General features: G+C 45.8%; 11 protein-coding genes. 4 read left to right on the top strand and 7 right to left on the bottom strand.

What is annotated here, in order from left to right; genetic code table 11:
* Window positions 1-22 precede the first annotated feature (22 nt).
* A complete protein-coding gene (locus tag EII32_RS05850) occupies window positions 23-1,153 on the bottom strand; it encodes a CapA family protein (protein ID WP_410524570.1) in 1,131 nt (376 codons plus the stop codon).
* Between the two features lie 171 nt (window positions 1,154-1,324).
* On the opposite strand from EII32_RS05850, the gene EII32_RS05855 reads away from it, so the two are divergent.
* Window positions 1,325-2,875 carry a beta-propeller fold lactonase family protein gene (locus EII32_RS05855; RefSeq protein WP_125234503.1) on the top strand — a complete coding sequence of 517 codons (1,551 nt, stop codon included), beginning with the start codon at window positions 1,325-1,327 and terminating at the stop codon, window positions 2,873-2,875.
* Between the two features lie 135 nt (window positions 2,876-3,010).
* Window positions 3,011-5,638, top strand: a complete 2,628-nt coding sequence (mutS, locus tag EII32_RS05860; protein WP_125234504.1) for a DNA mismatch repair protein MutS — start codon at window positions 3,011-3,013, stop codon at window positions 5,636-5,638.
* A 40-nt stretch (window positions 5,639-5,678) separates the two neighbouring features.
* Here mutS and lgt read toward each other — a convergent pair whose 3' ends face one another.
* The 4 genes from lgt to EII32_RS05880 form a co-directional block, all read right to left on the bottom strand.
* Complete coding sequence (gene lgt / locus EII32_RS05865; RefSeq protein ID WP_125234505.1) at window positions 5,679-6,527, bottom strand: prolipoprotein diacylglyceryl transferase; 849 nt, start codon at window positions 6,525-6,527, stop codon at window positions 5,679-5,681.
* Window positions 6,528-6,533: 6 nt separating this feature from the next.
* On the bottom strand, window positions 6,534-7,637 hold the full coding sequence (gene ychF / locus EII32_RS05870) for a redox-regulated ATPase YchF (protein WP_125234506.1): 1,104 nt from the start codon (window positions 7,635-7,637) through the stop codon (window positions 6,534-6,536).
* 66 nt (window positions 7,638-7,703) lie between these two features.
* Window positions 7,704-8,357, bottom strand: a complete 654-nt coding sequence (locus EII32_RS05875; RefSeq protein ID WP_125234507.1) for a radical SAM protein — start codon at window positions 8,355-8,357, stop codon at window positions 7,704-7,706.
* Window positions 8,358-8,518: 161 nt separating this feature from the next.
* Window positions 8,519-8,776, bottom strand: coding sequence for a hypothetical protein (locus EII32_RS05880; RefSeq protein ID WP_125234508.1), 258 nt, complete (start codon window positions 8,774-8,776; stop codon window positions 8,519-8,521).
* A gap of 510 nt (window positions 8,777-9,286) precedes the next feature.
* Between EII32_RS05880 and EII32_RS05885 the strand changes: the two genes are divergently transcribed.
* A complete protein-coding gene (locus EII32_RS05885; RefSeq protein ID WP_125234509.1) occupies window positions 9,287-10,516 on the top strand; it encodes a site-specific integrase in 1,230 nt (409 codons plus the stop codon).
* 5 nt (window positions 10,517-10,521) lie between these two features.
* On the top strand, window positions 10,522-11,700 hold the full coding sequence (locus EII32_RS05890; protein WP_125234510.1) for a site-specific integrase: 1,179 nt from the start codon (window positions 10,522-10,524) through the stop codon (window positions 11,698-11,700).
* Window positions 11,701-11,893: 193 nt separating this feature from the next.
* Here EII32_RS05890 and EII32_RS05895 read toward each other — a convergent pair whose 3' ends face one another.
* On the bottom strand, window positions 11,894-12,955 hold the full coding sequence (locus EII32_RS05895; protein WP_125234511.1) for a DUF3800 domain-containing protein: 1,062 nt from the start codon (window positions 12,953-12,955) through the stop codon (window positions 11,894-11,896).
* A 15-nt stretch (window positions 12,956-12,970) separates the two neighbouring features.
* Window positions 12,971-13,534: a GNAT family N-acetyltransferase gene (locus EII32_RS05900; RefSeq protein ID WP_125234512.1), complete on the bottom strand. Its 564-nt coding sequence runs from the start codon at window positions 13,532-13,534 to the stop codon at window positions 12,971-12,973.
* Window positions 13,535-13,593 lie beyond the last annotated feature (59 nt).

The following is a 13,593-nucleotide window of genomic DNA, read 5'->3' on the forward strand; positions in this document are numbered from 1 at the left end:
CACTCCCTAACAGAGATAACAATTATTTCAACTCCCCCACCCCTTTATTGTACTTGTCGAACAATGCTTTCATGTTCTTGTAGAACAGGTTGCGTTTTCCACGTTCTGCGGAATTTAGCATGCTGTCAGGTATATGCACGGGGTATATTCTGAAATTCTTGTGACCCGAAATGGCAGGTCGCGACACCCACACAAGACTGTAACCGCAGTCTTCGAGAGTGACTCCCCCGCCCCGTTTCTTGAAATCGAGACGTACCATTGCTCCACCATCGGTGTTTGTTCGAGTCATGTTGCTGACATAGTTTCCAAGCGAATATGCCACCATATTTCCGCCGCGTCGCTCCTTGTTGCGCAGTTCCATCGGCTGAAGAACATGCGGGTGCGCACCTATCACATGGTCAACGCCTTTGTTCAACAGCCATGCCGCCATGTCCTGTTGCTGTCGGTCAGGCTGCAGCATGTACTCTATCCCCCAATGCGGAATGGCAATTATTATGTCCGGTTTCATTGTCTTTGCCTTCTTTATGTCGCGCGCTATCTCTGTGGTATCCATGTAGTTGACAACGTTTGGTGCCTGCACCCGAATTCCGTTAGTACCGTATGTGAAGTTAAGTATCACCACCCGGAAACCATTCCGTTCTATTATGAAAGGATAGCTCTTGTCTCTTTCCGCCTTGTTTTTATAAGTTCCGAGATGCAATACACCGTTTTTGTCCATCATGTCTATGGTTCGTTCCAATCCTTTCTGTCGCGAATCGAGACAGTGATTGTTGGCAGTAAGCAGCACGTCAAAGCCCGCATCGACAGACGCTTTCAGGTATTCGTCGGGCGCAGAGAAACACGGATAGCCTTTGTAAGGTTTCCCTCCGAGCGTCACTTCGAAATTTGCCACGGCAAGGTCGGCACTGCTAACCTCCTCTTTTACATACTTAAAAGTCTCATCGTAACTGTATGTTCCGTCACCGTTGTGTGCCGCGTTAATCTGTCCCTGATGCTGCATAAGGTCGCCGGCGACAAGTATCGAGAGGGTATATTCGGCAGAGTCTTCCTCAACAGATCCCCCTGCCCCACCCTGCGGACGTGCATTCGTGTTGCATGCGTATGCCATTGCAAGCACCGCCATAAACATTGTGGTAGATAATAATTTTTTCATCATGATGTTAACATTTATATTTTTCGGGTTGTAAAATTACAAAAAATAAACTTATCAATCATTATTTGCCATGAAAAATTTTGCCATTTGGCTATCTTTCGGTACATTTGCAGCAATATCAAAACAACATACTTTTACACAATAAAGAAACAAAAACAAATATTTTTCACAATGAAAAGAACATTGACAACAGCATTTGCACTTGTCGTAGCGGCATTGTCGTTCGCCGAAGTGCCGCCTGTTTCCCACCCAAAGATTGGCACTACCGCCCAATCAACCGATGGAGCAATCACCATGACACTGATTGCAAAGAAACAGAACTATGGCGGAAGTGCCGACACTCGCGACACCGACATCAACAGCCCGAAGTCTATCAACATCCACCCCGATGGCTCAAAGTACTATGTAAACTCGCTTGAGGGCTGTACCACAATAAGTTACGATTTCCGGACACACAAGAAACTCTCCGTTATACACCATCAGTTCAAGGACGGACGCGATGATGCACTATGGTCGAAACCATCGGGATTATACCCTTGGCGGCACTATCATAATAATGTTAACACCTTTTCCGGGAAACCCGTGGAGAGCACTTTCAGTCACAAAGGGCGTTACTTGTGGGTGCCTTATTACCGCCGCACTTTCGACATCAATGCACAAGACCCGTCGGCAGTGGCTGTGATAGACACCAAGACCGACAAGGTGGTGCGAATGATGGAAACCGGTCCGTTGCCTAAAATGGTAAGTACCTCGCCCGACGGCAAGACTGTTGCCATATCTCATTGGGGCAACAACACCGTCGGACTAATCGACATATCCTCCGAAAAGCCTGAAGAGTGGCAACACAAAATGGTTCTCGTGGTAGATCGCCAACTCGAACTCAACTATCCGCTGAACCGTGCCGTAGACCGTGACAGTGGCAGCGGATATGCTCTTCGCGGCACGGTATTCACACCGGACAACCGCTATCTCATCGTTGGTTGCATGGGCGGAGGAGGAGGCATTGCCGTAATCGACATTAAGGAACAGAAATATCTCGGTCGCGTACTTGGCATGATGAGCAACGTGAGGCACCTTGTAATCTCGAACGGATACCTATACCTCAGCATCAACGGCGGCGGAATGGTGCAGCGAATGCCGCTGAAAGAGTTCATGGCAGTGGCAAAGACCATGAACGGAACGACAAAAAAGAATGCCACGGCAAATAACTGGGAAAACTGTAAGGTAGGCACCGGCGCACGCACCATAAGCATCTCGCCAGACGGACGATATGTCTTCGCCGCCTGCAACAACGTAAGTCAGATGTATGTGGTTGACACCAAGACAATGAAAACAATCTGCCGAATTGGCGTGGACAGTTATCCCGTGGGACTCGACTTGTCTTCAGACGGTCGATATGTATTCGTCACGTCACAAGGTCGCAAAAATTGCGGAGGCAATGCCGTGAACATCTACGAGGTGAAATACAAAAACCCTCCATCGGCACGTTTCTGTCCGGCATGCGGAGCAACGCGAACCGATGACATGAAAAAGTGCCCCGAATGCGGACTGCAATACGAGGGAATGACAGTCATGAACAACACCAAGAACCCTGTTGACAATCAACTATATACCAACAATTCCAAAACCTCAACCACTACCACCATATACTACTCCGGAGGAGCACTTGCAGCAGTGCTCGCCGGAATGTTTTTGTTCATCCGCTTACGCCGTAAAAAATAATCCCGACACAATCTTTCCGTCTCGTATTTGTCTTTACATTTAAGAAAATACGCTTCCTGCTTGAATGTTTAAACCTAACTCTTGGCATTCTCAAGAGAAAGAAGTATCTTTGCATTCTACAATAAAATAAAAGGAATGGCTACCAAGAAGGAAGAGTTGACACCAATGATGAAGCAGTTCTTCTCGCTGAAATCGAAGCACCCTGACGCACTGTTGCTGTTCAGATGCGGCGATTTCTACGAGACATACTGCGACGACGCCGTTGCAGCAAGCAAAATTCTCGGCATCACACTCACACGGCGCAACAACGGCGCAACGGGAAAACCGGTAACCGAAATGGCAGGATTCCCGCACCATGCGCTCGACACCTATCTGCCGAAACTCGTCCGGGCGGGTAGGAGGGTGGCTATATGCGACCAACTGGAAGACCCGAAACTTACAAAGAAACTGGTAAAACGGGGCATTACCGAACTCGTAACACCGGGAGTGGCAATGAGCGACAACGTTCTCAATCACAAAGAGAACAATTTCCTCGCATCGGTACATTTCGGCAAAGGAAGTTGCGGCGTGGCATTCCTTGACATATCGACGGGAGAGTTTCTCACCGGAGAGGGAACTCCGGAGTATATAGAGAAACTACTCGGAAATTTCCAACCTAAGGAGGTTTTGTTTGAACGAGGACGCAAAGCAGACTTTGAACGCGCTTTCGGAACAAAGTTCTTTACCTTTGAGATGGAAGACTGGGTTTTCACGGAACAGACCTCGCGGCAGAAACTGCTGAACCATTTCGGGGTAAAAAACCTTAAAGGCTTCGGCACGGATAATCTCTGCAACGGTGTCACGGCAAGCGGAGCGATACTCCAATACCTTGAGATGACACAGCACACGCAGATAGGTCATGTCACTTCGCTTGCAAGGATAGAGGAGGAAAGGTTTGTAAGGCTCGACAAGTTCACAATCCGGTCGCTCGAACTGCTGCAGCCGATGCAGGACGACGGGGCAAGCCTGATGGACGTAATCGACCGCACCGTGTCACCGATGGGCGCAAGACTGCTTAAGCGGTGGACGGTGTTTCCACTGAAAGAGGAACGCGCCATCAACGAGCGTCTCGACATAGTGGAGTATTTTTTCAGGCAACCTGACTTCCGCACATTAACAGATGAGAAGTTTCACTGCATGGGCGACCTCGAACGCATCATATCGAAAGTGGCAACGGGGCGTGTCACTCCGCGTGAAGTGGTGCAACTGAAAGTGGCACTGAACGCATTGCGACCGGTGAAAGATGCATGCATGAATGCCGCAAACGAGGCTCTCGTAAGGGTCGGGGAGCGACTGAACTTGTGCGAGAAACTGCGCGAACGCATAGAAAAAGAGGTGGAGAACGACCCGCCGCAGATGATAAACAAGGGTGGGGTAGTGAGGAGAGGAGTTAACAGCGAACTCGACGAACTGCGCAACATAGCATACAGCGGAAAAGACTACCTGCTGAAAATACAGGAACGCGAGACACAGCAAACGGGTATCGCGTCTCTGAAAATAGGCTACAACAACGTGTTCGGATATTACCTCGAGGTAAGAAACACCTACAAGGACAAGGTTCCGCCTGATTGGGTTCGCAAGCAGACACTCGCCCAAGCAGAACGATACATCACACAGGAATTGAAAGAATACGAGGAGAAAATTCTTGGAGCAGAGGACAAAATATTATCGCTTGAGGCACGGATATTCGGCGAATTGGTGTCCTCGATGCAGGAATACATTCCTTTGATACAGGTAAATGCCAATATAATAGCACGGCTCGACTGCCTGCTGTCGTTCGCAAAGGGTGCCGAGGAACATCATTATGTACGCCCCGCAATAGACCGAAGCGAAATACTCGATATACGCGGAGGGCGGCATGCCGTAATAGAGACACAACTGCCTCCGGGCGAGAGTTATGTGCCGAACGACATCTTACTCGATACCGAGAAACAACAAATAATAATCATCACGGGACCAAACATGGCGGGAAAGTCCGCATTGCTGCGACAAACCGCACTCATAGTGCTTATGGCACAGATGGGTTGTTTCGTGCCGGCAGAGAGCGCACGCATAGGCATGGTGGATAAAATATTCACCCGTGTGGGGGCATCGGACAACATATCGCTCGGCGAATCGACCTTCATGGTGGAAATGACAGAAGCCTCCAACATTCTCAACAACGTAACACCACGCTCGCTTGTACTGTTTGACGAACTCGGACGCGGCACATCGACATACGACGGCATAAGCATTGCATGGGCCATCGTGGAATATCTGCACGAGCACAAGAAAGCGCAGGCACGCACGCTCTTCGCCACGCACTACCACGAATTGAACGAGATGGAGAAGAATTTCTCACGCATAAAGAACTATAACGTGTCGGTGAAAGAAGTGGATAACAAAGTGATTTTTCTGCGGAAACTGAAACGGGGAGGCTCGGAACATTCCTTCGGAATCCATGTGGCACAGATTGCCGGAATGCCCAAAAGCATAGTGAAGCGTGCAAACACCATACTGAAACAATTAGAGAACGACAGCAGCGGGGTAGGGACTGTGGGAAAACCATCGGCAGAACAACTCAACCGAAGTCGCGACGGACTGCAACTTTCGTTTTTCCAACTCGACGACCCGGTGCTCTCGCAGGTGCGCGACGAGATACTTAACATCGACGTGAACAACCTCACACCGCTCGAAGCACTGAACAAACTCAACGAGATAAAAAAGATTGTAAAAGGCAAGTGACCCGCACCTCCGCCTGCGAATGACGCGAAGAAAATACCTTTTACCTGTTTACCGCCTTGAAACTGCGCCAGAGACAGAACAAACCCACCATTACAAAAGGAATGCTCAGTTGCTGTCCGATGTTCAGCGTCATGGCAGCCTCTTTCGCCACTTGTATGTCCTTGGTGTATTCTATGAAGAAACGGAAAGTGAAAATCAGCGTGAGACACAATCCGAAGAAGAAGCCCGTACCCACACGCCAGGGATATTTGCGGTAGAAATACCACCCTATGGGGAAGAACAATGCGTATGCCAAGGCCTCATATAATTGTCCCGGGTGTCGTGGAAGCATATCCACCCGTTCAAAGACAAACGCCCACGGCACGTCGGTCACCTTGCCAATAATCTCCGAATTCACGAGGTTTCCGAGGCGTATGAAACACGCCGTTACGGGCGTTGCAATGGCAATGTTGTCGAGAATCTGCCATATCCCGAGCCCTTCCTTGCGAAATTTCAGCCAGTATAACAGCAGCATGACGGTAAGTCCGATGGTGCCTCCGTGGCTTGCAAGTCCCTCATATCCCGTGAATTTCCAGCCACCGTCGGCCATAAACTTTATTGGAACGAATATTTCCAACACATGCTGCGGCGAACTCAGCCAATATTCGCGCTCATAGAAAAGACAATGCCCTATGCGTGCCCCTACGAGTATTCCCACGAAACAATATATAAACAGAGGGTCTATGAGTCCCTCCCTTATTTTCTGTTCCTTGTACAGTCTTTTAACGATGAAATATGCCAATGCCAATCCTGCGAGCCAGCACATCGAATACCATCGCACCGCCAGTCCTCCGATACGGAATATCTCGGCATCGGGATTCCATGTTATGTAACCCAATAATTCGTTCATAAGCCTTTAAACATTAAATCTGAAGTGCATAATGTCGCCGTCCTGCACAACATACTCCTTACCTTCTATTCCCATCTTTCCGGCCTCTCGCACAGCCGTTTCGGAACCGTATTTTATGTAGTCCTCATACTTTATCACTTCTGCACGAATGAATCCTTTCTCAAAGTCGGTGTGTATCACTCCGGCGCACTGCGGTGCTTTCCAGCCCTTGTGATAAGTCCATGCCTTTACCTCCATCTCTCCCGCAGTGATGAACGTTTCAAGATTAAGCAGCGCATACGCCTTTTTGATTAGCCGGTTCACACCGCTCTCTTGTAATCCGAGTTCTTCAAGGAACATCTGTTTGTCCTCGTATGTCTCTAACGATGCAATATCCTCTTCGGTCTTTGCCGCTATTACCATTGCCTCGGCATCTTCCTGCCTTGCAATTTCTTCTATTTTTCTGCTGTATTCGTTACCTTCCTTTGCCGATGCTTCATCTACGTTGCATACGTACAGCACAGGTTTCGCTGTGAGCAGGAATAAGTCGTGCGCCGCTTTTTGCTCCTCTTTGCTCTCGAAAGACACCGTGCGTGCGTTCTTTCCCTGCTCCAGCACCTCCTTGTAAGCGTTGAGCACGTTGAGCAACACCTTGGCATCTTTGTTGCCTGCGGCAGCCGTTTTCTGTGTCTTTGCCAGTTGTCCTTCTATCGTTTCAAGGTCTTTCAGTTGTAGTTCCGTATCTATTATCTCCTTGTCTTCAACCGGATTTACAGCCGCTCCGCCCTCTCTTACGATGTTGTCATCGTTGAAACACCGCAGTACGTGTATTATGGCATCGGTCTCGCGTATATTCCCGAGGAACTTGTTTCCCAGTCCTTCTCCTTTCGATGCGCCTTTCACGAGTCCTGCAATGTCAACTATTTCGCACGTTGCGGGAACTATGCGTCCCGGGTTCACTATTTCCGCGAGTCTTGTGAGTCTCTCATCGGGTACGGTTATCACGCCCACGTTAGGTTCTATTGTGCAAAAAGGAAAGTTTGCCGCCTGTGCCTTCGCACTCGACAAACAATTAAAAAGTGTTGACTTGCCAACGTTTGGCAGTCCCACGATACCACATTTCAATGCCATCTTGTTATATAATTCTTTTCGGTTGCAAAATTACTACAAATTAGGCGTATAACAAAAAGATTTATATCATTTTTCTTCTCGCGATGGAATGATGTAATAGAGCTCGTCGAAGTTCTCCACGCCCATGTCTGTGAGTATTTTCCTACTGCGTTCAACGTCGTCGGGTGTGTTGTAGCCGGGTATGTGAGGCAGCCGAACGATTATTTTCGCCGCCATTCCCTCGTGCGACAGCAGCCACCGCAGGTTAGAAACCATTCGTTCGATCGGCTGCGAGGTATATCTGTTGTAAATGTCCGGATTCAAATCTTTCACGTCAATATAGTATTGACTTACGCAGGGTATCAGTCTTTCAAGATGATGCCGCTCCATGTTGAGTGCCGTTTCCAGCCTTACTTTCCATTCCTTAGGCATTATCCGGCAGAAATCTTCTATGAATGTGTCGTACATACACGGTTCTCCGCCTCCGAAAGTGATGCCTCCTCCCGATGCGAGAAAATATATGTTGTCCTGCATTACCTCATTCAAAAGTGCGTTGGGCGTAACGGTTTTCCACACACCGTCTGCTCTCAGGCATTGCCTGTTGAGACAATATCGGCATGACAACGTACACCCGTGGAATGCCACGAGCGTTACCACGCCTTTGCCGTCGATGCCTATGCGATGCCGTGAAATTCCTATCAACGGTGCCACCAAACAATCATCATTTTTCTCTTTGTTCATTGTCATTTTGTCCGTTGGACGGTTATAATGAAGACAAAGATACTGAAAATATTCTTATTAAAGTGAGTTAGATATAAGAATTATACAATCATGCAGAATCAACCGGCAAGTGAGAAATTAGTCAATATTATTGTAAAAGACTTCTTTTGGTGTTTAAAATTTCAATTTTTTCCCTTACCTCTTATGTTGAAGATTCGAAACCACACCTTCAAAACTTCACCATTTGTAATAACAACTGATCTTTTAGTTGAAGTTTTAAACCCAAATCGGTCATTAGAACCCTCAACCGGTTTTGTTCGATTGTTGAGCAGATGTGCAGCCGTTTCATCGAAGGCGTAGCGGGCTACGTCGAGATGTAATAGCTGCAAAGATATCAGCAAGCGGGCTAAAGCAGTTGGGAAGCGTGACGGCAATGGCAAATCTAAGCAAATGCGGTCTAATGACAGATTGGGGTTAAAATGTCTCGAACTATAATTTGTATAAATATATAGTCATAGCACAGAGGGCTGCATTTTTCTTTCGTTTGGATTATGGTAATGTCATCATACAATCTATGTCTTGAAAAATAAAATAGCATTGCCTGATAAACAATTTTGCGATAATCATTTTTCATACTGCAACTATTCGAGTAAAGGGTATTAGGATGAGGATGAAAGGTAAGTAAATGGAAATGAGAGCGATTTGCGCCATATCTCGGTGATTTGCACAGAGGGATTAAGTGCAGAAAGCGTGGATTTATGCAGAAGTTCCGTTACCAAATCGTTAGTCCATTCCTCGAATGGTAACGAAAAGGCAGGAGAAGGTAACCGATAGAAGAGTGTTTGGTAACTCATCCCTGTAATTACGGTGCTTATGCTTTGTATTACAACGTTTTGCATAGCTGAAAACGCTTCGATAACGGGTAACTTTGCCCATAAAAACAGAAGCGTATGCAAACAGACAAAATGAAGGTGTTGCTCTACCTCAAAAAGAGCGGATTGGACAAGTCGGGACAGGCTCCGATTATGGGGCGTATAACTTGTGGGCGAACCATCGCCCAATTCAGTTGTAAACTCTCGTGCGACCCGAAGCTGTGGAATGCTCGTGAGAGCAGATTGAACGGCAAGAGCCGTGAAGCGGTGGCAACGAATGGCAAGTTGGAACGCTTGCTTCTTTCGGTACAATCGGCTTATCGACTCCTTTGCGAGCGAGGTGCGGTGTTCACGGCAACAGACATCAAGGAGCAGTTTCAAGGCAGTATGCAGAGCCAGACAACCTTCTTGGCGTGCTATGACCTGATGTTGGAAGAGTTGGAGATGCGTGTAGGGATTGACCTAAAGCCCGTATCAATGAGAATTTATCATTCGGCTCGTCAGCACTTTGTGGCGTTCATTCATCGACAATTCAGAACAGACGATATAACCTTCGGTCAAATCACGGAGGATTTTCTTCTTCTCTTTGAGCAGTATATAAAAGGCGAATTAGGTTTCTCACAAAGCTATTTCTATACCCTCTCCATCTGTTTGAAGAAGGCTTGTCGTTTGGCATATCGTAAAGGATTTGCCGACAGACTTCTTTTCGAGAACAACAAGGTGGAACGGGGGAATAAGAAATTGCCTCGGGCTTTGGATAGGGCTTCATTGGATAAGTTGCTGGGATTGACCTTTGAGCCGTATGAGGTGGAGTTGGAGACCGCTCGCAATCTCTTTCTCTTCTCCTGTTATACGGGTGTTGCCTATTGCGATATGGTTGCCCTTAATCGGGAACACCTCTTTACGGATGATGAGGGAGCTTTGTGGTTGAAGTTCCGCAGACAGAAGACCAATACCCTTTGCCGTGTGAAGCTCATATCCGAAGCGGTGCGTTTGATCGAGCGGTATCAATCGGGTGAACGCAACACTCTTTTTGCTTCCATAGCCTATTCGGCTTACCTCGTCCAACTCAAAGCTCTGCAACTTCGGGCAGGTATCTCCATTCCCCTTTCGGCACACGTTGGTCGCCACACTTTTGCTACCTTGATTACCTTGGAACGTGGTGTTCCCATTGAAACGGTCAGCCGAATGTTGGGACATAGCAATATCCAAACGACCGAGCGATACGCCCACGTTACCCCGAAGAAACTCTTCGATGAGTTCGAGCGGTTTCTCTCTTTCACTGAAAATCTAACCTTAACCCTATAAGAGCTATGCGCAGTACATTCAAAACCCTATTCTATATCAATAAGAACAAGACTAAAGCGGACGGCACAACGGCAATCCTTTGCCGTATCACCATTGACGGAGCGAACGTAGTGATAACCACAGGCGAAAGTGTCCTTCCTCACGATTGGAGTGTGAAGCGAGGAGAGACAACGGACAAGAAGACCAACCAACGCCTGCAAACCTTTCGGGAGGAAATCGAGCAAGGGTACAATACCTTGCTCTACAAATATGGAGCAGTGAGTGCCGAGCTTCTGAAGAACCACCTGCAAGGTATCGGGAGAACTCCGACAACACTTCTTGCTCTTAGTTCGGAGGAACTCAAAGCCCAACGAGAAAGTAAGAGCGAGGGAACGTATAGCAATAATCGGTGTTCCGACAGACAGCTCAACACCTTTGTGCGAAGTCGTGGAGAGGAGGATATTCCCCTAACAGCTCTTGCGACAGACTTCTTTGATGATTATCGTTTCCATTTGAAGAAAGAGGGCTATGCCCCTGCAACTATAAACAGGCATTTGTGTTGGTTGAGTCGGCTGATGTATCGAGCCGTCAGTCAGGGAACAATACGCTTCAATCCGTTTGAGGAGGTGAAGTATGAAGCCGTGGAGCGCAAGCCTCGTTTCCTGAGCAAGGGCGATGTGGCAAGGCTCTTGGCATTCCCGTTGCAGGAGGAAGGGGCGGAACTAAGCCGAAGGATGTTTCTCTTCTCCGTCTTTACGGGGTTGGCATTTGCCGACTTGCAGAGCCTGCGAGCTTCGCAAATCGAAACGAACAGCGAGGGGAAGCGGTATATCCGTAAGGCAAGACAGAAAACGGAAGTGGAGAGTTTGATACCCTTGCATCCGATAGCGGAGCAGATACTTTCGCTTTACACCAAGCAGGAGAGCAAGGAAGATTACAAGATATTTCCCGATATGATGAGCAAAGGTAAACTACTGACCCATCTTAAAGCCGTGGGCTTGGCGTGTGGCATTCGTACTTCGCTGGGCTACCACGTTGCTCGCCACAGCTTCGGCACACTGACCTTGGAGGCAGGCATTCCGATAGAAAGTATTGCCAAGATGATGGGACATTCATCTATTGCCAGCACGCAAATCTACGCCCAAATCACCGACCAAAAGATTGCAAGGGATATGGAGAGGCTGATGAAACTAAAAAACACATAGACAACTTCGCAACTTTCTATACTCCTCACATCTTCTCAAAAATAAGAATACAAGACGATGAATATCAACACAAAAGAAAAGACTATTCATAATGCTTTTTAATGTAACAAATTATTTATCTTAGATATGCCACACAATCAGAGGTAAAAAATCAATATATAAAGGCCAAAATCTTTGATTTCTTCAACAAAGATTAGTTAAAGATGTCATCTTCGTGATTGCAAAGAAATTCAAGAGGATCAATGTCTGCTATTTCCTTCATCCTTTCTTCTATAAAATCATTTGTTGACGGAGCTATATTTAACTGGATACATTGAAAAATAGATAACTCTTTAAGCTCGTTTTGATATCTAACAAACTTATCCGTGCGTGGTGTAAGGACGAAATTTAAAGCACTTGCATAAATGTCGGCAAGTTGTATGCCAAATTCATTATGTGACTCCACTATATCCATATTGCCAACAGGCAGCGGATAAATATGCTTTCCCTTACCATATCCGACTTCAGTTTCAGGGACACGCATATCTCTTAAACTCTCCAAAAATGTTTTGTTTGCATAAAAAGGTTCGGAAGAGTCAAATAATACATCTTCCTTGATACCTGTTTTCTTATACCATTCTTGAATAGATGCTGAAAACAATGGCACGGTTAGGTCTATATAAAATTTATTATCAGAGAGAGCCTCCTTTATATATTCAATAGTAGGCGGAATTTCAGATAACAGACAACAGAAACTCTTATCTGTATCTTCATTTTTTCTTAGCCTATCTATTGTTCTATAGAAATCAGCAATAGAATTAACAGCGGGTTCTCTAACCATGGTAACGAAATTGCCTTCAATCTTGGCTATAAGCTCCTTGTTTGGATGCAAAAGAGCAAAATAATACAAGCCATTCGCAAGTATAAGATTCTTAGCACCCTCATATAGATTTATCCCTTCGTTATGATAGCGAGTTTCTATAAGCATATTGACTATATTTGCATAGATACAATATCGCTTATTTGCGAAAGAAGGAAGTACATGATCATAATTCATAAGCGGATGAGTAAATATTTTTTCTAGCATCTGCCTCCCTTGATAATTTGAATACATACTTTTGAAATGGAGTTCCTTTCCCCATTCAACATAACCTATCTCTTCCTTCATAACAGCAACCTCATCCTCTGTTAGTCTAACAGAAGCTAATGTGAAATAAGGTTGTTCTGGATTTATTAAATCCGAACCAGTATAGCCTGACTCATCAAAATACAACATAGCAAAATCGTTACACTATTCTAGTACTATACTTTTCAACTCAATATTGTCCTTGGTTGAAAGTTCTGTTGTCCATTTAATTCTTACAGCAGATAAAACATCCGATTTTATTCTCTGGTTGAGCAATACTTCAAATCCACATTTTTTATAAAATGACAAAGGTGAAAAATAGGTATCTCCATCTATTTTCTTGTACAAATCATGGTCTATAACCCATCCATTTAATTCAGACTCTTGTAATTTTAGCAACTCAATCATCATTCTACCTAAACCCTTTGAATGAATGGTGGCAGATAAGATAATGGCAAACCATTGAGCATTATCTCTATAAAATTTGAAAGCCCAACCTTTTATTTGTCCATCAGATAGCTCCTTCAATAGGAAGTGTTTGGCATTACTTAATCCATCTAAGTAGTGATTAAAGCTATTTAGAGAGGAATGAGATAGCCCTTGAGGATATTCTCTATTCCACAAGTTAATCAGGCTCTGCTTCTCATCTAAACTCAAATCTTCCATTTCTATTAAGTTGAAGCCGTTTGAGGTAAAAAAATCACTTATATCCTTTTTCGAGGTATTCATTTTTCCATCTTTATATTACATTGTCAGAATCCATGAGGAAAAGACTTATGATGTGAATA

It is taken from the genome of Prevotella sp. OH937_COT-195 (assembly GCF_003932845.1).
Lineage (GTDB): Bacteria > Bacteroidota > Bacteroidia > Bacteroidales > Bacteroidaceae > Prevotella.

Excerpts from the sequence above, each read along its gene's own strand:
- EII32_RS05850 (WP_410524570.1), bottom strand. The coding sequence starts at position 1,153 with ATGAAAAAATTATTATCTACCACAATGTTTATGGCGGTGCTTGCAATG.
- EII32_RS05855 (WP_125234503.1), top strand. The coding sequence starts at position 1,325 with ATGAAAAGAACATTGACAACAGCATTTGCACTTGTCGTAGCGGCATTG.
- mutS (WP_125234504.1), top strand. The coding sequence starts at position 3,011 with ATGGCTACCAAGAAGGAAGAGTTGACACCAATGATGAAGCAGTTCTTC.
- lgt (WP_125234505.1), bottom strand. The coding sequence starts at position 6,527 with ATGAACGAATTATTGGGTTACATAACATGGAATCCCGATGCCGAGATA.
- ychF (WP_125234506.1), bottom strand. The coding sequence starts at position 7,637 with ATGGCATTGAAATGTGGTATCGTGGGACTGCCAAACGTTGGCAAGTCA.
- EII32_RS05875 (WP_125234507.1), bottom strand. The coding sequence starts at position 8,357 with ATGAACAAAGAGAAAAATGATGATTGTTTGGTGGCACCGTTGATAGGA.
- EII32_RS05885 (WP_125234509.1), top strand. The coding sequence starts at position 9,287 with ATGCAAACAGACAAAATGAAGGTGTTGCTCTACCTCAAAAAGAGCGGA.
- EII32_RS05890 (WP_125234510.1), top strand. The coding sequence starts at position 10,522 with ATGCGCAGTACATTCAAAACCCTATTCTATATCAATAAGAACAAGACT.
- EII32_RS05895 (WP_125234511.1), bottom strand. The coding sequence starts at position 12,955 with ATGTTGTATTTTGATGAGTCAGGCTATACTGGTTCGGATTTAATAAAT.
- EII32_RS05900 (WP_125234512.1), bottom strand. The coding sequence starts at position 13,534 with ATGAATACCTCGAAAAAGGATATAAGTGATTTTTTTACCTCAAACGGC.